The organism is Citrobacter sp. R56 (assembly GCF_016811995.1).
Lineage (GTDB): Bacteria > Pseudomonadota > Gammaproteobacteria > Enterobacterales > Enterobacteriaceae > Citrobacter_D > Citrobacter_D enshiensis.
The window spans coordinates 906,417-930,933 of sequence record NZ_CP069159.1 but is presented as its reverse complement, the minus strand read 5'-3'; the positions used below and the strand labels follow the sequence as shown (position 1 = coordinate 930,933).

Annotated in this window: 22 protein-coding genes; 10 read left to right on the top strand and 12 right to left on the bottom strand. The window is 52.7% G+C overall.

Translation table 11 applies throughout. The annotated features are described in order from the left end of the window. Nucleotides 1–11: 11 nt before the first annotated feature. From ppnN to xni, 4 genes are all read left to right on the top strand, one after another. On the top strand, nt 12–1,376 hold the full coding sequence (gene ppnN, locus JM656_RS04395; protein ID WP_203360167.1) for a nucleotide 5'-monophosphate nucleosidase PpnN: 1,365 nt from the start codon (nt 12–14) through the stop codon (nt 1,374–1,376). Nucleotides 1,377–1,913: 537 nt separating this feature from the next. Continuing rightward, nucleotides 1,914–3,203 (top strand): HAAAP family serine/threonine permease, encoded by a 1,290-nt coding sequence (locus JM656_RS04390; RefSeq protein WP_192613298.1) that lies wholly within the window; start codon nt 1,914–1,916, stop codon nt 3,201–3,203. Nucleotides 3,204–3,262: 59 nt separating this feature from the next. Beyond that, nucleotides 3,263–4,630, top strand: a complete 1,368-nt coding sequence (gene sdaB / locus JM656_RS04385; RefSeq protein ID WP_192613299.1) for an L-serine ammonia-lyase II — start codon at nt 3,263–3,265, stop codon at nt 4,628–4,630. A gap of 110 nt (nt 4,631–4,740) precedes the next feature. Then, nucleotides 4,741–5,496, top strand: a complete 756-nt coding sequence (gene xni / locus JM656_RS04380) for a flap endonuclease Xni (protein WP_203360166.1) — start codon at nt 4,741–4,743, stop codon at nt 5,494–5,496. Between the two features lie 105 nt (nt 5,497–5,601). Here xni and fucO read toward each other — a convergent pair whose 3' ends face one another. The 7 genes from fucO to JM656_RS04345 form a co-directional block, all read right to left on the bottom strand. Further along, on the bottom strand, nt 5,602–6,750 hold the full coding sequence (fucO, locus tag JM656_RS04375; RefSeq protein ID WP_203361217.1) for a lactaldehyde reductase: 1,149 nt from the start codon (nt 6,748–6,750) through the stop codon (nt 5,602–5,604). Nucleotides 6,751–6,777: 27 nt separating this feature from the next. Next, entirely contained in the window at nt 6,778–7,425 is a 648-nt protein-coding gene (gene fucA, locus JM656_RS04370; RefSeq protein ID WP_203360165.1) for an L-fuculose-phosphate aldolase, read from the bottom strand. A 146-nt stretch (nt 7,426–7,571) separates the two neighbouring features. Continuing rightward, nucleotides 7,572–8,570, bottom strand: a complete 999-nt coding sequence (locus JM656_RS04365; RefSeq protein WP_203360164.1) for a LacI family DNA-binding transcriptional regulator — start codon at nt 8,568–8,570, stop codon at nt 7,572–7,574. A gap of 64 nt (nt 8,571–8,634) precedes the next feature. Further along, the gene (locus tag JM656_RS04360; protein ID WP_203360163.1) at nt 8,635–10,215 is read right to left on the bottom strand and encodes an FGGY-family carbohydrate kinase; all 1,581 of its coding nucleotides are present in this window, start codon (nt 10,213–10,215) and stop codon (nt 8,635–8,637) included. Nucleotides 10,216–10,269: 54 nt separating this feature from the next. Then, nucleotides 10,270–11,220 (bottom strand): ABC transporter substrate-binding protein, encoded by a 951-nt coding sequence (locus JM656_RS04355; RefSeq protein ID WP_203360162.1) that lies wholly within the window; start codon nt 11,218–11,220, stop codon nt 10,270–10,272. Nucleotides 11,221–11,293: 73 nt separating this feature from the next. Further along, nucleotides 11,294–12,277: an ABC transporter permease gene (locus tag JM656_RS04350; protein WP_203360161.1), complete on the bottom strand. Its 984-nt coding sequence runs from the start codon at nt 12,275–12,277 to the stop codon at nt 11,294–11,296. 3 nt (nt 12,278–12,280) lie between these two features. Beyond that, nucleotides 12,281–13,780 (bottom strand): sugar ABC transporter ATP-binding protein, encoded by a 1,500-nt coding sequence (locus JM656_RS04345; protein ID WP_203360160.1) that lies wholly within the window; start codon nt 13,778–13,780, stop codon nt 12,281–12,283. 450 nt (nt 13,781–14,230) lie between these two features. Here JM656_RS04345 and fucI point away from each other — a divergent pair, with 450 nt between their 5' ends. The 4 genes from fucI to fucR all read left to right on the top strand — a co-directional run bounded on the left by fucI (nt 14,231) and on the right by fucR (nt 18,736). Next, nucleotides 14,231–16,006, top strand: a complete 1,776-nt coding sequence (gene fucI / locus JM656_RS04340; protein WP_203360159.1) for an L-fucose isomerase — start codon at nt 14,231–14,233, stop codon at nt 16,004–16,006. A 125-nt stretch (nt 16,007–16,131) separates the two neighbouring features. Further along, nucleotides 16,132–17,550, top strand: coding sequence for an L-fuculokinase (gene fucK, locus JM656_RS04335; protein ID WP_203360158.1), 1,419 nt, complete (start codon nt 16,132–16,134; stop codon nt 17,548–17,550). Between the two features lies 1 nt (nt 17,551). Continuing rightward, nucleotides 17,552–17,974, top strand: a complete 423-nt coding sequence (gene fucU, locus JM656_RS04330; RefSeq protein WP_203360157.1) for an L-fucose mutarotase — start codon at nt 17,552–17,554, stop codon at nt 17,972–17,974. Nucleotides 17,975–18,016: 42 nt separating this feature from the next. Beyond that, a complete protein-coding gene (gene fucR, locus JM656_RS04325) occupies nt 18,017–18,736 on the top strand; it encodes an L-fucose operon activator (protein ID WP_203360156.1) in 720 nt (239 codons plus the stop codon). Nucleotides 18,737–18,755: 19 nt separating this feature from the next. On the opposite strand, the gene rlmM is transcribed toward fucR, so the two are convergent. The 4 genes from rlmM to JM656_RS04305 form a co-directional block, all read right to left on the bottom strand. Next, complete coding sequence (rlmM, locus tag JM656_RS04320) at nt 18,756–19,856, bottom strand: 23S rRNA (cytidine(2498)-2'-O)-methyltransferase RlmM (protein WP_203360155.1); 1,101 nt, start codon at nt 19,854–19,856, stop codon at nt 18,756–18,758. After that, entirely contained in the window at nt 19,849–20,244 is a 396-nt protein-coding gene (locus tag JM656_RS04315) for a DUF423 domain-containing protein (protein ID WP_192613313.1), read from the bottom strand. Before JM656_RS04315 ends, rlmM begins: the two co-directional genes overlap by 8 nt. Before the next feature lie 17 nt (nt 20,245–20,261). Continuing rightward, on the bottom strand, nt 20,262–21,179 hold the full coding sequence (gene gcvA, locus JM656_RS04310; RefSeq protein WP_203360154.1) for a glycine cleavage system transcriptional regulator GcvA: 918 nt from the start codon (nt 21,177–21,179) through the stop codon (nt 20,262–20,264). Between the two features lie 350 nt (nt 21,180–21,529). Further along, a complete protein-coding gene (locus JM656_RS04305; protein ID WP_203360153.1) occupies nt 21,530–21,757 on the bottom strand; it encodes a YgdI/YgdR family lipoprotein in 228 nt (75 codons plus the stop codon). 192 nt (nt 21,758–21,949) lie between these two features. On the opposite strand from JM656_RS04305, the gene csdA reads away from it, so the two are divergent. Together csdA and csdE are read left to right on the top strand one after the other, a co-directional pair. Continuing rightward, the gene (gene csdA / locus JM656_RS04300; RefSeq protein ID WP_203360152.1) at nt 21,950–23,155 is read left to right on the top strand and encodes a cysteine desulfurase CsdA; all 1,206 of its coding nucleotides are present in this window, start codon (nt 21,950–21,952) and stop codon (nt 23,153–23,155) included. Further along, a complete protein-coding gene (csdE, locus tag JM656_RS04295; RefSeq protein ID WP_203360151.1) occupies nt 23,155–23,598 on the top strand; it encodes a cysteine desulfurase sulfur acceptor subunit CsdE in 444 nt (147 codons plus the stop codon). Before csdA ends, csdE begins: the two co-directional genes overlap by 1 nt. Nucleotides 23,599–23,682: 84 nt before the next feature. Here the strand turns inward: csdE and tcdA are convergent, their stop codons facing one another. After that, nucleotides 23,683–24,489, bottom strand: coding sequence for a tRNA cyclic N6-threonylcarbamoyladenosine(37) synthase TcdA (tcdA, locus tag JM656_RS04290; RefSeq protein ID WP_203360150.1), 807 nt, complete (start codon nt 24,487–24,489; stop codon nt 23,683–23,685). Nucleotides 24,490–24,517 lie beyond the last annotated feature (28 nt).

Sequence of the window (24,517 nt, the reverse complement as noted above, 5' to 3'; positions counted from 1 at the left end):
AAGGAGTTTACTTGATTACACATATTAGCCCGCTTGGCTCAATGGACATGTTGTCGCAGCTGGAAGTCGATATGCTTAAACGCACCGCCAGCAGCGACCTTTATCAACTGTTTCGTAACTGTTCTCTTGCTGTACTGAACTCCGGCAGTTTGACCGACAACAGCAAAGAGCTGCTGTCTCGTTTTGAGAATTTCGACATCAACGTGCTCCGTCGCGAGCGTGGCGTGAAGTTGGAATTGATCAACCCACCTGAAGACGCTTTTGTTGACGGCCGTATTATCCGTGCCCTGCAAGCCAACCTGTTTGCCGTGCTGCGCGACATTCTTTTTGTAAACGGTCAAATTCATAACGCAGGGCGTTTTCAACATCTGAAACTCGACAGTTCCGTTCATATCACCAACCTCGTGTTCTCCATTCTGCGTAACGCCCGTGCGCTGCACGTCGGGGAAGCGCCGAATATGGTGGTGTGCTGGGGCGGTCACTCCATTAACGAAAATGAGTACCTGTACGCCCGTCGCGTTGGCACCCAGTTAGGTCTGCGTGAGCTGAACATCTGTACCGGCTGTGGGCCGGGCGCGATGGAAGCCCCAATGAAAGGCGCCGCAGTAGGTCACGCACAGCAGCGCTATAAAGACAGTCGCTTTATCGGTATGACGGAGCCGTCCATCATTGCGGCAGAACCGCCTAACCCGCTGGTCAATGAATTGGTCATCATGCCCGATATTGAAAAACGGCTGGAGGCGTTTGTTCGTATTGCGCACGGTATCATCATCTTCCCAGGTGGCGTCGGTACGGCGGAAGAGCTGTTGTATCTGCTGGGAATACTGATGAACCCGGCAAATAAAGATCAGGTTCTGCCGCTGATCCTTACCGGACCCAAAGAGAGTGCGGACTACTTCCGCGTGCTTGATGAGTTTATTGTGCATACGCTAGGCGAGGAAGCGCGACGTCATTATCGCATCATCATTGACGACGCGGCGGAAGTGGCGCGACTGATGAAAAAAGCGATGCCGCTGGTCAAAGAAAACCGTCGTGATACCGGTGACGCCTACAGCTTCAACTGGTCCATTCGTATTGCGCCGGATCTGCAACTGCCGTTCGAGCCATCGCATGACAACATGTCGAACCTGAAACTGTATCCCGATCAACCAGTTGAGATCCTGGCGGCAGACCTGCGTCGCGCCTTCTCCGGTATCGTTGCGGGTAACGTTAAAGAAGTCGGCATTCGCGCCATCGAGGAGTTTGGCCCGTATAAAATCCACGGCGATCGCGAGATGATGCGCCGTATGGATGACCTGCTACAGGGCTTTGTCGCGCAGCACCGCATGAAGTTGCCTGGCTCTGCCTATATCCCCTGCTACGAAATTTGCAGGTAGTTCGCATGCCCGGCAGCGCCAGCTGTCGGGCCTCACGCTTTGCCCGCAGAACCAGATTTTTTAGTGATACCAGTCACATAGCAAATTCCCATTCGTTAATTCTGCTTATATTTCCCCTAAAAGCCCGAAAAAAGCAAACGTTTACCTTGCAAGTGAAACCGTGATTTATCACAAAAAATCGCCATTAATCGCAAGAACTCACCAAAAACAGAACAATTTATAGCCAAAAATGGGTATCTCGCGGTCTGCTCTTTCTGGACATATCTCGTTAATGGTAGCCTTCGCGCCCATAAATCCGCTTTGATGATTTTTTGACAGATTAATGGTCCAAATTTACCCACATAAAAGGTGGATTATGGCATTTGAGATCGCGATCACTGATACATTCATAACTTAAATGTATCTTTCCGCCCTCAAATAATTACGGCGAAAAATTATATAAAAATCGTCGCTTAACGAATTTCATTTTACGGTCAGGCTTCTTTTTTATTGGCTAAGTCCAAAAAACTGACATTTAAATTCCTCCAGGAGAAATAGATGGAAACCACCCAAACCAGCACTATCGTTACGGGCCAGACCCGCAGCGGATGGCGCAAGACGGACACCATGTGGATGCTGGGTCTGTACGGCACAGCAATCGGCGCAGGCGTTTTGTTCCTGCCTATTAACGCCGGCGTTGGCGGTATGATCCCGCTGATCATCATGGCAATCCTCGCCTTCCCGATGACCTTCTTTGCCCACCGCGGCCTGACTCGCTTCGTGCTGTCTGGTAAAAACCCGGGCGAAGACATCACTGAAGTTGTTGAAGAACACTTCGGCGTTGGCGCAGGTAAACTGATTACCCTGCTCTACTTCTTCGCTATCTACCCGATTCTGTTGGTCTATAGCGTTGCAATCACCAACACCGTTGAAAGCTTCATGACTCACCAGTTACAGATGTCAGCGCCGCCGCGTGCGATTCTGTCACTGATCCTGATCGTCGGTATGATGACCATCGTTCGTTTTGGCGAGCAGATGATCGTGAAGGCGATGAGTATTCTGGTGTTCCCGTTCGTTGCAGCCCTGATGCTGCTGGCACTGTACCTGATCCCTCAGTGGAGCGGCGCGGCGCTGGAAACCCTCTCCTTTGATTCCGCTGCTACGACCGGTAAAGGTCTGTGGATGACCCTGTGGCTGGCAATCCCGGTGATGGTGTTCTCCTTTAACCACTCCCCGATCATCTCCTCTTTCGCGGTCGCGAAACGTGAAGAGTACGGTCAGGAAGCTGAGAAGAAGTGCTCCAAAATCCTGGCGTGCGCACACGTGATGATGGTGCTGACGGTCATGTTCTTCGTCTTCAGTTGCGTACTGAGCCTGACCCCAGCAGACCTGGCTGCCGCGAAAGCACAGAACATCTCGATTCTGTCTTATTTGGCAAACCACTTTAACGTATCGTTTATCGAATGGATGGCGCCGATCATTGCGATGATTGCTATCACCAAATCCTTCCTTGGCCACTACCTGGGCGCACGTGAAGGCTTTAACGGGATGGTTATCAAGTCTCTGCGTGGTAAAGGTAAAACCATCGAAATCAACAAACTGAACAAAATCACGGCGCTGTTCATGCTGGTGACCACCTGGATCGTGGCAACCCTGAACCCAAGCATCCTGGGCATGATTGAAACCCTGGGCGGCCCAATCATCGCGATGATTCTGTTCCTGATGCCGATGTATGCTATCCAGAAAGTACCTGCAATGCGTAAGTACAGCGGCCACATCAGCAACGTATTCGTTGTCGTGATGGGTCTGATTGCTATCTCTGCAATTTTCTACTCTCTGTTCAGCTAAGTTCTTAAGCGCCGCTTGCGGGCGGCGCCTCTTTCCGACACAACCGCAATGGATGCCTTATGATTAGCGTATTCGATATCTTCAAAATCGGCATTGGCCCTTCCAGTTCTCACACCGTCGGACCAATGAAAGCAGGCAAACAATTCACGGATGACCTGATTTCACGCAACTTACTCACTGATGTCACCCGCGTCGTCGTTGATGTTTATGGCTCACTGTCATTGACGGGGAAAGGTCACCATACCGACATCGCCATTATTATGGGCCTGGCGGGAAATCTGCCGGACACCGTCGACATCGATTCTATTCCCTCCTTTATTCAGGATGTGAATACCCACGGGCGTTTGCTGCTGGCAAACGGTCAGCATGAAGTCGAATTCCCGGTAGACAAGTGCATGAATTTTCATGCCGACAACCTGTCTCTCCATGAGAACGGGATGCGTATTACGGCGCTGGCGGGCGAAAAGGCCATTTATAGCCAGACCTACTACTCCATTGGCGGTGGTTTCATCGTTGATGAAGAACATTTTGGTTTGCCGAACAGTGCGCCGGTAAACGTACCGTATCCGTATAAATCCGCAGCCGACCTGCAGAAACATTGTCAGGAAACCGGATTATCGCTTTCCGGTTTGATGATGCAAAACGAGCTGGCGCTGCATAGCAAAGAAGAGCTGGAACAGCACTTTGCCAACGTCTGGGAAGTGATGCGCGGCGGTATTGAGCGCGGTATCACCACCGAAGGCGTACTGCCGGGTAAACTGCGCGTTCCGCGTCGCGCGGCAGCGCTTCGCCGTATGCTGGTCAGCAGCGACAAAACCACCACCGACCCGATGGCGGTCGTTGACTGGATCAATATGTTCGCACTGGCGGTTAACGAAGAAAACGCCGCCGGTGGACGCGTGGTCACGGCGCCAACCAACGGCGCCTGCGGTATTGTTCCGGCAGTGCTGGCGTACTACGACAAGTTTATCCGCGAAGTAAACGCTAACTCACTGGCGCGCTATATGCTGGTCGCCAGCGCGATTGGCTCCCTGTACAAGATGAACGCCTCTATTTCCGGTGCGGAAGTCGGTTGTCAGGGTGAAGTCGGCGTGGCGTGCTCCATGGCCGCTGCAGGTTTAGCCGAGTTGCTGGGCGGTAGCCCGACTCAGGTGTGTATTGCCGCAGAAATCGGCATGGAACACAACCTCGGTCTGACCTGCGATCCGGTTGCCGGTCAGGTACAGGTGCCTTGCATCGAGCGTAACGCGATCGCTTCTGTAAAAGCGGTCAATGCTGCTCGTATGGCGCTACGTCGTACCAGTGAGCCGCGCGTGTGCCTCGATAAAGTTATCGAGACCATGTACGAAACGGGTAAAGACATGAACGCCAAATACCGCGAAACCTCTCGTGGTGGTCTGGCCATGAAGATTGTCACCTGCGATTAATCTCCCAAAGGGCTTCGTTTTGCGAAGCCCTTTCCCATTTTCACCGCTGTTAATAGCCTGACTTTGCCGTGAATGTTACCCTTAGCGCATGATCTATCAGGGAGAACGCCGTGGCCGTCCATCTGCTCATTGTCGATGCACTTAATTTGATTCGCCGTATTCATGCGGTTCAGGGATCTCCCTGCGTCGAAACCTGCCAGCGCGCGCTCGATCAATTGATCATGCACAGCCAGCCAACGCACGCTGTCGCCGTGTTTGATGACGAAGCACGTAACGATAGCTGGCGCCACCAGCGACTCCCGGATTACAAAGCGGGCCGCCCGCCTATGCCCGATGACCTGCATCGCGAAATGCCCACGTTACGCGCCGCCTTTGAACAGCACGGGGTGCCCTGTTGGGTCTCAGACGGGAATGAAGCCGATGATTTAGCGGCCACCCTGGCCGTGAAAGTCACCCAGGCCGGACACCAGGCCACCATCGTCTCGACCGACAAAGGCTACTGTCAGCTGCTCTCCCCCACATTGCGCATTCGTGATTATTTCCAGAAACGTTGGCTGGATGCCCCCTTTATTGAGAAAGAGTTTGGCGTACTTCCTCAGCAACTCCCCGATTACTGGGGGCTGGCGGGAATCAGCAGTTCGAAAGTGCCAGGTGTTGCCGGGATAGGCCCAAAAAGCGCCACGCAACTGTTGGTTCAGTTCCAGACGCTGGAAGGGATCTACGCGCAGTTAGACGAGGTGCAGGAAAAGTGGCGGAAAAAACTTGAAGCGCATAAAGAGATGGCGTTTTTATACCGTGACATTGCCCGCCTGCAAACGGATTTACATCTCGACGGAAATTTACAGCAGCTTCGGCTGGCGCGGTAACTGTGCTGCCGGATAGCGGTGCAAACACCGTATCCGGCCGACAATATCACTGACACGGTAAGCCGGATATGCGCAGCGCCATCCGGCCATTTATACCCCGCCCAATTACCAGGCTGTATGGTACAGCTCGACGATATCAGAAAGCGTCGCTTCCCGTGGATTACCACCGGTGCAAACATCGTCAAACGCGGCCTGCGCCAGCGCCGGAATATCCTCTTTAAGCACACCGACATCGCGCAGGTGCAACGGAATACCGACATCACGGTTAAGGGCAAAGACAGCATCAACCGCCGCATTGCGTGCCTCTTCCAGGCTCAGGCGTTCTACGTTCACCCTCATGACTCTGGCAATATCACGGAATTTTTCCCCGGTAAATTCCGCGTTATAGCGCATGATATGGGGGAGCAGAATCGCATTGGCGACACCATGAGGCGTGTTATAAAACGCGCCAAGCGGATGCGCCATCCCATGCACCAGTCCCAGCCCCACATTGGAAAAACCCATGCCGGCAACATACTGCCCCAGCGCCATGGCCTCTCCTGCGTCACGATCTCCGGCAACAGAACCCCGCAGCGCGCCAGCAATAATTTCAATCGCTTTGATATGCAGCGCATCGGTCAGAGCCCAGGCGGCACGCGTAATATACCCCTCAATGGCGTGCGTCAGCGCATCAACGCCGGTTGCCGCTTTGAGTGCGGCAGGCATGCCATCCATCATGTCGGCATCAATAAATGCGACCTGAGGAATATCATGCGGATCCACGCAGACAAACTTGCGCCGCTTTTCTTCATCGGTGATCACGTAGTTAATGGTGACTTCGGCCGCAGTGCCCGCCGTGGTAGGGATCGCCATAATCGGCACGCTCGGGTGGCGCGTCGGTGACAATCCTTCCAGGCTGCACACGTCCGCAAACTCCGGGTTATTGCTGATAATGCCGATTGCCTTGCAGGTATCCTGTGGAGAACCACCGCCAACCGCGATGAGATAATCCGCCCCGCTTTGCTGAAATACGCTCAGCCCCTCTTTGACGACACCGATAGTCGGATTTGGGATCACGCCGGAGTAAATCTCCCAGGCCAACCCTGCTGCATCCATCTTATCGGTGACTTTCGCGACCACGCCGCACTGCACCAGCGTTTCATCGGTCACAATCAGCGCCTTAAGATAACCACGGCGTGTCACCTCGCCGGTTAACGCCTCTACCGCCCCACGGCCAAACCATGCCGTTTCATTCAGAATCATTCTGTTCGCCATCATCCGTCTCCTTTTCGCCTTGCGAAATTACTCTTCAATACGTAACCCGTAGGTTTTAAATTTCTCCAGTACCACGGCAATTTCTTCATCATCCAACACCGGTACGGGATCGGTAATCGCCAGCGTACTGAGGTAAAGCTGCGCCAACACTTCCACTTCATGTGCCAGCCACAAGGCTTTTTCCAGATTAACTTCACAGGCGATGAGCCCGTGATGCTGTAACAGCGTTGCTTTGCGATCTTTTAACGCCGTTACGACAAATTCGGACAGGGCCTGCGTGCCAAATGTGGCGTACGGAGCACAAGGAATCGAGTTTCCCCCTGCGGCGGCAATCATGTAGTGGATCGCCGGGATAGGACGGTTGAGGATCGAGACAGCTGTACAATGAATGGCGTGATTATGTACCACGGCATTTGCATCGGGCCGCGTCTGGTAGGCCGCAAGATGAAAACGCCATTCGCTGGAAGGTAACTGCCCTTCTGCATATTTCCCATTGTTATCGACATACACGATCATATTTTCAGTGAGTCGCTCATAAGGAATACCGCTAGGCGTAATTAACATGCCTTGTTCATAGCGAGCGCTCACGTTACCTGCAGTGCCTTGATTTAAACCAAGACGTGTCATTTCAAGACAGGTTTCAATTATTTCACGAGATAAACGCGATCTTTCCATCTTTATTCTCCGGGTACAGTTCCCCTCGTCTTTATCGCGAAAAGAAACAACCGCAAATGAAGACGGGTCAGGTTTCAGGTAAGGGCAGCCACTGAATACTTTTATTCTGATTCATATGGCTGTTTTATTTATATTACTGCCGCGTATTATTTTTGTCGTACGCGCTTAATAAGTTTCATCTCAACTTTTACCGTCTCTTTAATGGGTCGCTCCTCAATAGCACTCAACATCATATCGAATGCTTTTTCCGCCCAGGCATTTTCATCCTGTTGCATTGACCATACATTATTGGACAGGAACCCCAGCATGGGGTGTTCATCGAATGTGCCAATGTTGATCTCTGGTGGAACCACACCGAAGCGATCGCGAATAGCGCTGACAGCCCCCTCCAGCACCGGTAACGATGAGGCGATAAAAGCCTGCGGGCAGCCCCATTCACCGATCAACCGCTCCATAATCAGATAGCCGCCTTCCGGTGTATTAACCGGGCCTTCGCGAACCCACTCCCGATGACAAATGCCGTTTTTTTCCAGTGCGTTAAGATAACCGGTAATACGGTCGCTAATACTGGGCAACCCGGCATCGCCAACTAAAAGCCATACTGGCGATTTGCCGGCATCCAGTATGCTTTGCGTCAATTTTTCACCGCCAGCGATATTGTGACTTTCGACCAGAGCGTTATCCGTATACTTAAAGTCACGGTCAAGTAATACCATTGGCTTTCTGACCTGGCGTAAATGATGCTGTTGGTTCTCTAATGTTGAAGGCACAATAAAAAGGCCGTCAACATTCCTGGCAATTAACGCTTTTGTTAATTTATTTTCGTAATCAACATCATCATAAGTACAACTGATCGTTAATTGATAACCCGAACGACGGCAGCGCTGTTCAAGTTTTTCAGCAAGCGTGGCAAAAAAGACGTTAGAAATATTAGGCACGATCAAACCCAACGTGTCCGTCTTATTAAGCTTCAGACTCCGGGCCGAATGATTAATCACATAACCATATCGTTCTACATACTCATTGATGCGCGTTTGTGTTTTGACGCTGATCCTATACTGTTCAGCTTTTCCATTTAGCACCAGTCTTACGGTCGTCACCGATAAATCCAGATCACTGGCTATCTGCTCTACTGTTTTAGCCATTTATGCGCCCCAGTACACTTCCAAACACCTATGCCCAATCATAAAAGTATTTTGAACATTTGTCTTACTGCATCAGTCGGTTAAGTAACTGCTGCTGCTCCCAGAGCGCAAGATAAGCCTGATACTTGCGTTCAAAAAAGTCCTGCCTCTCGGGGTTTGCCTTAATCACCTCACCTGCCGCCACCATCTCCTGGCATGCGGATGAGAAATCTGGCCAGCTACCGCTTGCCACAGCCCCGGTAATCGCCGCCCCCAGCGTTACCGCATCCTCTTCTTGCATTAGATGGATGTCGCAGCCCGTGGCATCCGCATATTCACGCAACCACAGCGGGTTGTGCGTTGCGCCGCCGCATAATGTCAGCCGGGAAATCGTATGCCCGCTTTCGCGCATGGCATCCATAATATGCCGCGTACCGCAGGCGATAGCCTGTAGCGTGGCAAGGTACAACCGCGCCACCTGAGATTCTCCTCGCTCCAGTGTCAGGCCGCAAACGCTCCCCCTGGCATCCGGACGCGCGCGTGGCGAACGGTTACCGTGATGATCGGCCAGCACATGCAGATAGCGAGTCGGTTCATGTTCTTTCTCTTCCAGTGCCGCCACCCATTCATTGACCAATTCAACCGGATGACATCCCCGCTGTTCAGCCTTGCTAAACAACGCAGCACTGGCCCCGGATTCCTGTAGCGTCCAGTCAACCAACGCCCCTGCGGCACTTTGCCCACCTTCCGTCAGCCAGTAGCCCGGTAGCATCGCCGACCAGTAAGGCCCCCACACACCCGCCGTGTGGATCTCCTGCTCGCTGCATAACATGTGACAGTTTGACGTTCCGCTGATCAGCGCCAGCATCCCCGCAGGCTGCGCCCCCGCGAGCGCAACGCCGCCAGCATGGGCATCAATCATTCCACTGGCCACCACAACATCTGTCGTCAACCCTAATGCCTGTGCGGCGTCAGGACTCAGCGTTCCTGCGGCGGCGCCAGGCGGGAGGATCTGCCCAGGAATTTTACTGAGCAAGTCGGTCAACCCGACAGCCCCCAGCAGAGAATCGCTAAAGCGTTGTTCGTGCGCTAAGTAGTTCCATTTACAGGTCAGTGTGCACAGCCCGGCAACATCATTGCCGGTCGCTTTCCACACCAGGAAATCGGCCAGATCGAAGAAGCGATGGGCCTGCTTCCAGGTTTCTGGAAAATGGTTTTTCAACCAGAGCACCTTGGGCAGTTCCATTTCAACGCTAACTTCGCCGCCAACGTAACGCAGTGCAGGATCCTGGGTGGCATTAATGCGCTCAGCCTCTGCGGTTGCGCGGTGATCCATCCACATAATAATGTCGTGGTCGGCTACGCCTTCAGGCGAGGCCGCCAGCCCTTTTCCATGCTCATCCAGCGCAACCAGAGAGCACGTTGCATCGAAACCTAACGAGCGAATCGCACTGACAGAAATACCTGCACTGGCTACCGCCCCTTTGACAACCAGGCAAACCTGCCGCCAGATTTCAGCGGAAGATTGCTCCACCCGCTCCCCGCCAGGTCGAAATTGAGAAATAGGGAGCGTGGCAAAAGACAGTCGCGTTCCGCTGGCATCAAATACCCCCGCCCTTACGCTTGCCGAACCGACATCCACACCGAGGAAATATCCACTACGCATAATGACTCCCTGACGCTGGCTTAAAAGGGGGGCAAAAGGGTTGCCCCCACGGGTTTATTTCTTACCAAATGGGTGTAATAACTTCTCAATTTCCGGCGTATTAATGTTCTGCGCATTAACGAATTTCACCGGAATATCGATTTCTTTCGGTACGGTTTGACCAGACAGCGAGGCGTTCAGCGTTTTGATCCCCTGGTAGCCAATCTGGAAAGCGTCCTGGACGACGAAGCCCTGAATGACGCCTGAGTTCAGGAAATTAATAATGGCCTCAGTGCTGTCAAAACCAATGACCTTGACTTTGCCTTTCAGGTTTTGACTATCAATTGCGTTCGCGACGCCCAGTGTCGATCCTTCATTGGTGCCGTAGATCCCCGCCAGATCCGGGTTCGCCTGGATCATATCAATGGTTTTATCCATCGCCTTTTGTGGATCGCCATCACTGTACTGGACCGGCAGCACCTTGATATCAGGGTATTTTTCCTTCATGCGGGCGACAAATCCTTCCGAACGCTCAATCGCTGAAGAGGTGCCCGCCACGTGAGCAATAATGCCGACTTTGCCTTTATTATTGACCTGTGCCGCCAGCGCATCGGCGGCTTCGGTTCCCGCTTTACGGTTGTTTGTCGCCACAAAACTGACCGGAATATCGGAATTGACGCCAGAATCAAACGTCACCACCTTGATCCCGCGCGAATTGGCGGTTTCCACCAGCGGGGCAAGGGCATTGGCGTCTAACGCAGCCAGCAGCAATCCGTTCGGTTTTTTCGCCATCGCGTTTTCAACCAGCTGGATTTGCTCAGCAATCTGGGTTTCATCTGCAGGACCGACATAGCTGGTTTTATCGCCCAGCTCTTTAGCCGCTGCTTCTGTCCCCATTTTTACGGTTTGCCAGAATTCATGCTGGAAACCTTTACTGACGACAGGAAGATTCAAATCTTTAGCCAACGCGCTGGATGTCATGCAAGCCAGCAGAGATAACGCATAGACAAAATGCCTGGTTTTCATTGTGGTACTCCGTTTTAAGTGAGTCACCCTTAACGTCAGGGTCATTGTTCCCCGTGACTTCCGGGAGCGTAAATCAACGAATCTTTTTGCGTAATGTGTCGAGATAGACGGCAGCGATCACCACGATACCCATCGCCACCATTTGCCAGAACTGTGAAACGCCCATCAGATTCAGGCCATTTTTCAGCACACTCATAATGAATGCGCCAATAATCGTGCCGCCAATGGTGCCAATTCCCCCCATCAGGCTCGTGCCACCAATGACGACTGCCGCGATAGCTTCCAGCTCATAACCCACACCGACCGTCGGCTGTCCTGAGTTCAGACGCGATGCCAGAATGACGCCCGCGATCCCGGTCAGCAGGCCACAGAAGGCGTAGACGAAAACCTTGACGCGCTGAACTTTGATCCCGGAAAGGTGAGCCGCCACTTCATTGCTGCCGACTGCGTAAACATAGCGGCCAATAACGGTTTTCTTCAGGATGTAGCTGGCCACCAGCGCCACGATGACGAGGTAAAACACCGGATAAGGAAGCACATCGAATAACCGACCCTGCGCCAGCATTTTGAATGATGGGTAGTCAGCAAAGTAAATGGCACGGCCATCGGTCATGACCATATTGATCCCCCTGATAGACATCATCAGACCCAGCGTGGCAATAAAGGGGGGGATGGTTGCTTTCGTGACCAGCAGCGCATTGGCATAACCGCACAGCCCTCCCGCCAGTACCCCTGCCAGAATGCAAACGGGCAACGGCATACCGAAACTGGCGCAAATCCCGACTGCGACACCGGAAAAGGCCACCACCGATCCCAGAGAGAGATCGATCCCGGCAGTAATAATCACAAAGGTGACGCCAATCGCCATAATCCCGATCACCGACGTTTGCAGAGCAATCGTCATAATGTTTTCGGTATTAAAGAAAAAAGGTGAACTGAAACTGAAAAACACCACTAAAATAATCAGGCTAAAAAGTGGCGCAAGGCGCATCAAGAGTTCTTTATTAATTTTTATCTTCTTATTATTGCTGTCTGAAGAGGTTACAGAGATGGTCATAATTTAATCCTCTAACGTCGCATATTGCATGATTTTTTCTTGTGTGGCGTCATCAGAAGTTAACTCTCCGGTAATACGTCCATTACGCATCACTAAAATGCGATCGCACATACCCAGTACTTCCGGTAATTCAGAGGAAATCATAATAATTGACTTTCCTTTTGCCACAAGGCGATTCATTAATTCATAAATTTCCAGTTTCGCACCGACATCAATACCTCGGGTAGGCTCATCAAAAATGAGAATATCGGTATCTTTACATACCCAACGAGCAATAATAATTTTCTGCTGATTACCACCGCTTAAATTCAAGGCCGCTTGTTCCAGATGCGGAGTCTTAATTCTTAGGGCGCTAACCTGTTCCTGGCTCGTGGTCTGGCAGCGTTTACTGTCCACGTTGCCATAGCGATCGGAATATTCAGGGTAATTTCCCAGCATGATATTGCGTTCAACAGACAAGCCTAACGCCAGACCTTCTTTTTTCCGGTCTTCCGTTAAATAGCTAATTCCCTGTTTGATCGCATCAGGGATATCTTTAATCACCGTCACATTACCGTTAAGTTTGATGGTTCCGGCATCAATCGGGTCTGCGCCAAAAATGGCTCTGGCCAGTTCCGTACGCCCGGCCCCCATCAGACCGGCAAACCCTAAAATCTCGCCACGATAAAGCGTGAAATCGATATTGTTCAGGACGCCTTTTCGCGTCAGCCCGCTGACTTCCAGCACGGGCGTCAGGTGAGACTGCGCTTCACGACGCGGATAGATGTTCCCCAGATCGCGTCCAACCATCATGGCAATCAGGTCACTGATATTGACCGCATCATAGTCGACGGTATCAATGTATTGGCCATCACGCATCACGGTGGCGCGATCGGCAATCAGCGCCAGCTCCTCCAGTCGATGCGAAATGTAGACAATTCCCGTCCCCTGTGATTTAAGCAAGCGCGTTACCTGAAATAAACTTTCTATTTCGGTTTCCGTCAGTGCCGCAGTTGGTTCATCCATAATAAGGATTTTGGCATTCACCGAAATAGCTTTCGCAATTTCGACCATTTGCTGTTGTGCAACGGTAAGGTCGGCAACCAGAGTGTCCGGCGAAATATTCAGGTTTAATTTTTGCAAAATTTCCGTCGCAGCCTGTCGCTGTTGTTTTTCGTCCAGGCGCCAGCGATTATTTTTGCAAAACTCCCTGCCAATAAATATATTTTCTTCAACTGTTAATTCTGGGAAAAGATTAAATTCCTGGTGAATAATCGTAATCCCAGCCAGTTGCGCACTTAGCGGGCTTGAAAATGAAACGGGTTGATCTTCAAAAACAATATTACCTTCATCAGGCTGGTAAACACCTGATAAGATTTTCATCAGCGTCGATTTTCCCGCACCATTCTCACCTAATAGCGCATGAACTTCGCCTCTGCGTAAACTAAAATCCACATTACTCAACGCCAATACGCCGGGGAATCGTTTGGTAATATGACTCATTTGTAAAAATGTTTCGGACATTGCTGCTTTCCTCAATCATCAGAAATGGCAGTCAGTGAATCAGGCGAAGAACATGCCAGAGAACCCTCGTCACCGTTAATGCGAATACGTCCAGTCAACACACCTTATTTTGCTAACTCGAGTTAGCGATTGCCTTTTAAAGCTATTTTAGCCGCCCAAAATAGCCAAATCATTTGATTTGAAATTGTGACGCCGCACAAGCAATTTATCATAACAGCATGATTTTCAAGATTTTAAAAACATAATACCACTATTGTTTATTTGACGGAGATCGAATTTTAACCACTTCTCGTGAAGCCACTCACATATCCACAATAAAGAAGTTGTGTAAAAAACGCTGCAATACCTAAGCTAACTCGAGTTAGCAAAATCAGTCATTCAGCCGACTGCTGAGGTGGGGTCCAAACGTCACCGGAGCAGAGCGCCATAAAGTGAGATGAGGAACCACGAATGAAGAAAATCAGCCTACCGAAAATTGGTATTCGCCCGGTCATTGATGGACGCCGCATGGGCGTTCGTGAATCGCTGGAAACGCAGACCATGAATATGGCGAAGGCCACCGCGGCCCTTCTTACCGAGAAGCTCCGCCACGCCTGCGGCACCCCCGTTGAGTGTGTCATTTCGGATACCTGTATTGCGGGTATGGCAGAATCAGCAGCCTGTGAAGAGAAATTCAGCAGTCAAAATGTTGGCTTAACCATTACCGTCACGCCGTGCTGGTGCTACGGCAGTGAAACGATAGACATGGATCCCACACGACCAAAAGCCATTTGGGGATTCAATGGTACTGAACGCCCGGGGGCGGTGTATCTGGCCGCTGCGCTGGCCGCCCACAGTCAAAAAGGACTCCCCGCGTTTTCCATTTACGGTCAGGACGTACAGGATGCCAATGACACCTCAATTCCGGCCGACGTTGAAGAAAAACTGTTGCGATTCACCAGAGCGGGTTTAGCTGTCGCCAGTATGAAAGGCAAAAGCTATCTCTCACTGGGCGGGGTTTCGATGGGCATTGCGGGTTCAATCGTCGATCACAATTTCTTCGAATCCTGGCTGGGTATGAAAGTACAGGCCGTCGACATGACTGAACTGCGCCGCCGCATCGATCATAAAATTTATGACGAAACCGAGCTGGAAATGGCGCTGGCCTGGGCCGATCAGCACTTCCGCTATGGTGAAGATAAAAACGCCCAGCAGTATCAGCGCAACGCCGAACAAAACCGGGAGATCCTGCGCGAAAGCCTGCTGATGGCGATGTGTATTCGCGACATGATGCAGGGTAACAGTAAGCTGGCGGAGATCGGTCGCGTAGAAGAATCATTGGGCTACAACGCCATTGCTGCGGGCTTCCAGGGACAGCGTCACTGGACCGATCAATACCCCAATGGCGACACGGCCGAGGCGCTGCTGAACAGCTCCTTTGACTGGAACGGCATACGCGAACCTTTTGTTGTGGCGACCGAAAACGACAGTCTGAATGGTGTGGCGATGCTGTTCGGGCATCAGCTCACCGGCACGGCACAAGTGTTCGCCGATGTGCGCACCTACTGGTCGCCGGAAGCCGTAGAGCGCGTGACGGGACAACCGCTGACCGGGTTGGCGGAACACGGCATCATCCACCTGATCAACTCGGGTTCTGCCGCCCTCGACGGTACGTGCAAACAGCGCGATAACGACGGCAAACCAACCATGAAACCTCACTGGGATATCAGCCCCAAAGAGGCAGATGATTGCCTGGCCGCAACCGAATGGTGCCCGGCGATCCACGAATATTTCCGTGGCGGCGGCTACTCTTCGCGCTTCCTGACCGAAGGCGGCGTGCCGTTCACCATGACGCGCGTAAACATCATCAAAGGTCTGGGCCCGGTACTGCAAATTGCCGAAGGCTGGAGCGTCGAACTGCCGAAAGAGGTTCATGACACCCTCGACAAACGTACCGACTCCAGTTGGCCAACGACCTGGTTCGCTCCACGTCTGACGGGACAAGGCCCCTTCACCGACGTCTATTCCGTGATGGCAAACTGGGGAGCAAACCACGGCGTGCTGACCATTGGACACGTCGGGGCTGATTTCATTACCCTCGCCGCGATGCTGCGCATTCCGGTCTGCATGCACAACGTGGACGCGGCGAAGATCTATCGTCCCTCTTCCTGGTCAGCGCACGGGATGGACATCGAAGGCCAGGATTACCGCGCCTGCGAGAACTACGGTCCGCTGTACAAACGTTGATGTGTCCCGCTCTCTAATTTCTTTGCCCGGTGGCGAAAGCTTGCCGGGCCTACAACAACGCATTTTTTAGTGATTTTGTAGGCCGGATAAGCGCAATGCCATCCGGCAAAGTTCCAGGAGTTTTTATGAAGCAAGAGGTTATTCTGGTTCTCGACTGCGGCGCAACCAACGTAAGGGCCATCGCCGTCGACCGCCAGGGAAACATTGTCGCCCGGGCCGCAACCCCCAATGCCAGCGAACTCGCCACGGAAAACACCGCCTGGCATCAGTGGTCGCTGGAGGCCATTTTGCAACGCTTTGCCGATTGCTGCCAAACGCTCTCTGCGCAGCTCTCAACATGCCAGATACGCGGTATTACGGTCACTACGTTTGGCGTCGATGGCGCGCTGGTCGATGAAAACGGCAAGCTACTTTATCCGATCATCAGTTGGAAATGTCCGCGCACCGCCACAGTGATGAACAACATCAGCCGCATGATGACGCCACAGCAGTTGCAGGAAATTTCCGGGGTCGGCGCATTCAGCTTCAACACATTGTATAAACTACTGTGGCTCAAAGAGAATCATCCTCACCTGCCTGAACAGGCTCATGCCTGGCTGTTTATTTCATCCTTAATCAACCATCGTTTGACCGGTGAGTTCACCACCGACATCACCATGGCAGGAACCAGCCAGTTACTGGATATCCACCAGCGCGATTTCAGTCCGGAGATCCTGCAGGCCGCCGGTTTGCCACGTCGTCTGTTTCCACGGTTAGTCGAAGCGGGAGAGAAAATCGGCACGCTGCAGCCCGACATCGCTCGTCGGCTGGGGTTACCAGCGGGTATTCCGGTTACCTCCGCCGGGCACGACACGCAATTTGCTTTGTTTGGCGCGGGTGCCCAGCAGGATGAGCCCGTGCTGTCCTCCGGAACATGGGAAATTCTGATGGTACGCAGTTCCCGGGTAGATACCCCGTTGTTAAGTCAGTATCCCGGTTCTACCGGTGAACTGGACAGCCAGCGAGGCCTCACCAATCCGGGAATGCAGTGGCTGGCGTCCGGGGTGCTGGAGTGGGTACGCACACTGCTGTGGAGCCCAGAGACGCCCTGGCAAACGCTGATTGATGAGGCGCGCGCTATCCCCGCAGGCGCCGACGGTGTGAAAATGCACAGCGATCTGCTGACCAACGCGCATGCCGGATGGCAGGGCGTCTCGCTCACCAGCACCCGGGGTCACTTGTATCGTGCCGCGCTCGAGTCATTAACGGCTCAACTCAGGGAAAACCTGCAGACGCTGGAAAAGATCGGTCAGTTCAGGGCGACAGAGCTGCTGCTGGTAGGCGGTGGCAGCCGTAACGCGCTGTGGAATCAAATTAAAGCCGACACGCTTGGCATTCCGATCAAAGTGCTGGATGACGCAGAAACCACCGTTGCCGGCGCGGCGATGTTCGCCTGGTTCGGCGTGGGTGAATTTGCCAGCCCGGAACAGGCCAGAGCGCAGGTGCGTTATCAGTATCGTTATTTTTATCCGCAAACCGAATCCGAACGCATTGAGGAAGTGTGAAATGCTGAAAACAATTTCGCCGTTAATTTCCCCTGAACTCCTGAAAGTCATGGCGCAAATGGGCCATGGCGATGAAATTATCTTTTCTGACGCCCATTTCCCGGCTCACAGCCTGGGGCCGCAGGTTATCCGCGCCGACGGCCTGATGGTCAGCAACCTGCTCAGGGCAATCATTCCACTGTTTGAACTGGACAGCTACGCCCCGCCGTTGGTGATGATGGCTGCCGTTGAGGGGGATTCGCTCGACCCGGAGGTAGAGTCCCGCTATCGTGATGCGCTCTCATTGCAAGGCGTATGCCCTGACATTACGCGTATCGACCGCTTTGCATTCTACGAACGGGCGCAAAAAGCCTTTGCGATCGTGATAACCGGTGAGCGGGCAAAATACGGCAATATTCTTTTAAAGAAAGGCGTTACGCCGTAATCTCATCCCAGGCAGGTGTACACGAATGATGGAGTGAGAAAAATGAAGACGACACGCCAGCACGCGATTGTAGACCTGCTCATTCATCACCAGAGTCTGACCACTGAGACACTGGCTGCACGGCTTAACGTCAGCCAGGAGACTATTCGACGCGATCTGAACGCGCTGCAAGCGCAGGGAAAAGTACGACGTCATCACGGGCGCGCCACCGTGATTCATCGGGAAAACCCGGACGGCGGCGCCCCCTTTCATCTTCGACGAAAAAGTCATTATGCGCACAAAGCGGACATTGCCCGCGAAGCGTTGGCCTGGATAGAAGAAGGGATGGTGATCGCCCTGGACGCCAGCTCGACGTGCTGGCATCTCGCCCGCCAGCTACCGGACATTAACCTGCAGGTGTTCACCAACAGCCACCCGATTTGCCTTGAACTGGGAAAGCGCGAGCAGATCCAGCTCATCAGTTCTGGCGGCACGCTACAACGCAAACACGGCTGCTATGTCAATCCGTCGTTGCTCTCGCAGCTAAAACCGCTCGACATTGACCTGTTTATTTTCTCCTGCGAAGGGATCGATAACCGTGGTGTGTTGTGGGATTCCAGCACGTTCAATGCGGATTTCAAATCAACGTTGCTAAAACGTGCATCGCAATCGTTATTGCTGATCGATAAGAGTAAATTCAATCGTTCGGGAGAGGCGCAGATTGGGCATCTGGATGATGTGACGCATATTGTGTCGGATACAAGACAGGTCGAGGCCGGATAGCTCACCCGGCCTCCGGATATTATCGCTCGTCGCGACGACCACCGACGGCAGCCCACAGGCGACGTACGTGTACCGTCACTTCTTCGCGGTCATGATAAAGCTGACGCGCCTGAATCTGCGCATTAATGTTGTGTTCGTCAAGCTGGGCCTGAATATACGCCAGGTTCTGCGACACTTCTTCGTAGCGCTTTTTCATCGGCAGCTTGAGGTTGAAGATCGTCTCACGGCACCAGCCATTGACCAGCCACTGCGCCATCAGCGCGGCCACTTTTGCAGGCTTCTCCACCATATCGCAGACCATCCACGAGATGTTGTTGCGGTTTGGCCGGTATTTAAACCCGTCTTCACGCAGCCAGGTCACCTGCCCGGTATCCATCAGGCTTTGCGCCATCGGACCATTATCAACGGAGTAAACCCACATGTTCCGTTTCACCAGCTGATAAGTCCAACCGCCAGGACAGGCACCTAAATCCACCGCATACATCCCGTTTGCCAGACGCTCATCCCACTCATCTGCCGGAATAAAGACATGCAGCGCTTCTTCCAGCTTCAGCGTTGAACGGCTCGGCGCATCAGCCGGGAACTTCAGACGCGGGATGCCCATGTAAAACGGTGAGTTATTATCAGGCCAGGAATAGCCGGTGTAACAACAGCCCGGTGCGATAAAGAAAACATGGACGACCGGACGTTTTGGCGTCTCATATTTTGCCAGTACGCCGGCTTCGCGCAGCGCTGCGCGCAGCGGCACGGTAAATTTACGGCAAAACTTGACCAGCTCTTTGCTTTCGTTGGTGTCAGCCACTTCGACACGCAGGTCGCCGCCTTTTTCCACAACACCCTGCAACATACCGACAATGGGTGTAATACGGTCTTCCGGCGGCAAATATTGCAGCAACTCGCCGACGACAAACATTTGGCGAGCAAAAATCAGCGAACTGAACGGTAGCTCTTTCACTAACTTTTCAGCATCACCCTGCTGGTAGCACTCAAATATGACGTAACCCGCATTGTCTTTTACGCGAGCGAAACCAAACACTTCCCGACGCGTTGCTTTATCCGTGATCTCTGCGGCACACTCTTTTTCAAACCCCGGGCGACACAACAATACAACCTTATTCATGACTAACGCTCTTACGTTTCAAACGGATGGCGCCAATTAACATCAGCACCCAACCTGCCAGAAAACTCACGCCGCCGACAGGAGTAACAAACGCCCACAGGCGTAAATGGGACAGCGCCAGGCAATAGAGGCTGCCGCTAAACAGCACCGTGCCTAATGCCAGAAAAACACTGCTCCAGTAAAACCAGATACTGATGCGTCGCTGCATAGCAACGGCAAGACCAAAAATCGCCAGCGTGTGAAATGCCTGATATTCAAGGCCGGTCTGGATCCAACCCATTTCAACCACGCCAAGGGTCTTGCTCAGGACATGCGCCCCAAAGGCGCCCAGAGCAACAAAAATGAAACCGCTAATGGCGGCGAAAATCAGCATAAAACGGCTGGTCATGGCAGTACCTACATAAATTATTGGTCGTAACGAAAGCGGAATTTTTCTTGTTCAGTGGCCGCTTTTGCCAGTATCCACTGACGAAAAGCAGCTATTTTACCCAGTTCTGCCTGACTGTCATGACAAACCAGATAAAAAGCATTTTTGCTGACCAGAACATCATTAAACGGACAAACAAGACGTCCGGCCTCAATTTCGGACTGCGCCATCACGTTGTTGGCCAACGCGACCCCTTGTCCATGGATGGCAGCCTGTAGCACCATGGCACTATGGCTGAAGATAGGTCCCTGCTGCACATTAATATGATTTAGCCCCAACTGGCGCGTATAGGTTTGCCAGTCACGCCGCGAAGCATCATGCAGTAACGTATGCTGTGCCAAATTCTCCGGTGTCTTCAGCGGTTTGTCGCCGGTGAGCAGCAGGGGCGAACAGACAGGCAGTAAATATTCTGCGTACAATTTTTCGACACGCAAACCCGGCCAGTTTCCACGACCATAAAAAATCGCGACGTCCACATCGTCCGCCAGTTTATCTTCCTGACGATCCACGGCCTGGATTCTGACATCGATTCCCGGATAAGCTGAATTAAAGCTTGTGAGTCTGGGCACCAGCCATTGAATGGCAAAACTGGGCAATAAACTGACGGTTAAGGCCCCTTTTGCACTACGAGCCTGAAGTTTACGCGTCGCTTCAGTTAATTGCGAAAAAATCTCTTTGATGTCGAGGAAATAGCTTTGCCCTTCCTCCGTCAGCAAAAGCGATCGGTTGCGACGGCGAAACAGCTTAAGTCCCAAAAAATCCTCAAGAGACTTGATTTGGTGGCTTACTGCGGCCTGTGTCACAAAAAGCTCTTCTGCCGCGCGCGTGAAGCTCAAATGCCTTGCGGCGGCATCAAAAACACGTAATGCATTCAGGGGTGGTAATCGTTTTGACATGGCTTTTAAACTTTGATGTTAAAAGAATTTAACAATTAGGTAACGTTATGTAACCTATTAGTTTTTTTAATCTGAGCCATTATAATTTGTCCGTTGAGGTTCTACCAGCAAATACCTATAGTGGCGTCACTTCCTGAGCCGGAACGAAAAGTTTTATCGGAATGCGTGTTCTGGTGAACTTTTGGCTTACGGTTGTGATGTTGTGTTGTTGTGTTTGCAATTGGTCTGCGATTCAGACCACGGTAGCAAGGCTACCCTTTTTCACTTCCTGTACATTTACCCTGTCTGTCCATAGTGATTAATGTAGCACCGCCAACTTGCGGTGCTTTTTTTTGCCCACGACTGACCGGTTACTGATCCAGTTCGACCATCTCTTTCACGTCAGTACGATTAATCTGCTGTTTGTTGCCGTTAGCATCCTGGTACGAAATCATCCCTGTTTCATCATCAGTCCTCGGTTTCCCCTCGGAGACAATGGTTCGCCCATCATTGGTATGCATCACATAATTGGAACCGGAACAGGCGCTGAGGGTAAAAGTCAGCATACAGGCAGAGATAATGGCGGCTGTCTTATTCATCTTCTTCTCCTTACAGCGATTTGTGCTATCTAAATAAATGTTCATAACAGGCAAAAGCGTTTGCCCAACACTATTCAGCATAAGCCACTGGTCGGATTTCACATGGATAAGCAGACGATTCCGAGGGTCAGGACAAACCTTGTATCAGGGCTCTTTTTGCGCCACGATCTGTTCACTGAACAGAGGAATTCCATGAACGCTTTTAATCCCGCGCAGTTTCGTGCGCAGTTTCCCGCACTCATTGATGCCGGTGTCTATCTCGACAGCGCCGCCACCGCCCTCAAACCGCAGGCGGTTATCGACGCCACACATCAGTTTTACAGTCTGAGCGCCGGAAACGTCCATCGCAGCCAGTTTGCCGAAGCCCAGCGCCTGACCGCGCGTTACGAGGCGGCCAGAGAAAAAGTCGCGCACCTGTTGAATGCGCCCGACGACAAAGCGATCGTCTGGACCCGAGGCACCACAGAAGCGATCAACATGGTGGCGCAAAGCTACGCCCGCCCTCGCCTGCAGCCGGGCGATGAAATCATTGTGAGCGCGGCCGAGCACCACGCCAATCTCGTGCCCTGGCTGATGGTGGCAGAACAGACGGGCGCAAAGGTCGTCAAACTGCCGCTCAATGCGCATTTTATTCCCGATGTTGAGCGTCTGTCCGATCTGATCACCCCACGCAGCCGCATTCTGGCGCTGGGACAAATGTCCAACGTGACGGGCGGATGCCCGGATTTGGCCCGCGCAATCGCACTGGCGCATGCTGCCGGGATGATCGTGATGGTCGACGGCGCGCAAGGAGCGGTGCATTTCCCCGCCGACGTCCAGTTGCTCGACATCGATTTCTACGCATTCTCGGGCCACAAACTGTATGGCCCGACCGGCATTGGCGTGCTCTACGGTAAACCAGAACTGCTGGATGCGATGTCGCCCTGGCTCGGCGGCGGCAAAATGATCAATGAAGTCAGCTTCGAGGGATTTACCACGCAATCCGCGCCGTGGAAGCTGGAGGCCGGTACGCCGAACGTTGCAGGGGTTATTGGCCTGAGCGCCGCGCTGGAATGGCTTTCTGAGATCGATATCGTGCAGGCCGAAAGCTGGAGTCGCGGGCTGGCCACGCTGGCAGAAGAAGCACTGGCTACCCGTCCGGGTTTTCGCTCGTACCGTTGCCAGGATTCCAGCCTGCTGGCCTTCGACTTTGCCGGCGTACACCACAGCGATATGGTGACGTTACTGGCAGAATATGGCATCGCGCTGCGTGCCGGACAGCACTGCGCTCAACCGCTGTTGGCGGAAATGGGTGTCACCGGGACTTTGCGCGCCTCTTTTGCGCCGTATAATACAAAGAGCGATGTCGATGCGTTGGTCAATGCGATTGACCGCGCGCTGGAAATACTGGTGGATTAATGACAAACCCTCTGTTCGCTGGACACCCGTTTGGCACAACCGTAACCGAAGAGACGTTACGTAATACGTTCACCCCGCAGACACAGTGGGAGGATAAATATCGCCAACTGATCCTGCTGGGTAAGCAGCTTCCCGCGTTACCGGAAGCGTTAAAAGCGCAGGCAAAAGAGATTGCCGGATGTGAAAACCGCGTCTGGCTGGGGCACACCCTGTCGGCCAATGGTACCCTGCACTTTTTCGGTGATAGTGAAGGTCGTATTGTGCGCGGCCTGTTGGCCGTATTGCTCACAGCGATAGAAGGTAAAACCGCGGCTGAATTGTTGGCCACATCCCCGCTGGCGTTGTTTGATGAATTAGGCCTGAAAGCGCAGCTCAGCGCTTCGCGCAGCCAGGGGCTGAATGCACTTAGCGAGGCGGTTATGGAGGCGGCCCGCAACGTGTGAGGGTTGTGTTGTGCCGGATGTTTTATCCGGCCTACAAAGCCGTACGAACCGTAGGTCGGATAAGCGTAGCGCCATCCGACGCCATCAAGCCTCACGCGCTGCTTTTGCCATCATTTTCTTCAACGCATGGGAAACAGCGACAAAACCGAAAGTGGCGGTCACCATGGTCGCCGCACCGAATCCAGAGGCGCAGTCCATGCGTTTTGGCCCTTCCGCCGTCGCTTTCATGGCGCAGACAGACCCGTCCGACTGCGGATACACCAGCGCTTCGGTTGAGAACACGCAGTCAACACCCAGCTTGCCTTTGCTGTTTTTGACCACGCCAAAATCACTTTTCAACCGCTCACGCAGCTTTGCCGCCAGCGGATCCTGAATGGTTTTCGCTAAATCGACGACCTGAATCTGCGTAGGGTCGATCTGCCCCCCCGCACCGCCGGTGGTGACCAGCGGAATTTTATTACGCCGACAATACGCAATCAGCGCCGCTTTCGGCCGTACGCTGTCGATAGCATCGATCACATATGAAAAACCTGCATTCATATACTCAGCAACGTTATCCGGCGTCACGAAATCATCGACAACGTTCACCCGGCATTCCGGGTTGATCAGACGGATACGATCCGCCATCACTTCCGCCTTCGCCAGCCCAACGTTATCGCGCAGGGCATGAATTTGACGATTCGTATTGGTGACGCAAACGTCATCCATATCAATCAGCGTGATCGCGCCAATTCCGGTTCGCGCCAGCGCTTCTGCCGCCCACGACCCCACCCCACCGATCCCGACCACACAGATATGCGCGTCGGCAAACAGCTGCAGCGCTTTTTCACCATACAGGCGCGCGGTGCCGCCAAAACGCTGACGCCAGGCATCACTTATCACAACAGACATACAACCTCAGAATTAAAAAGGGTGAGAA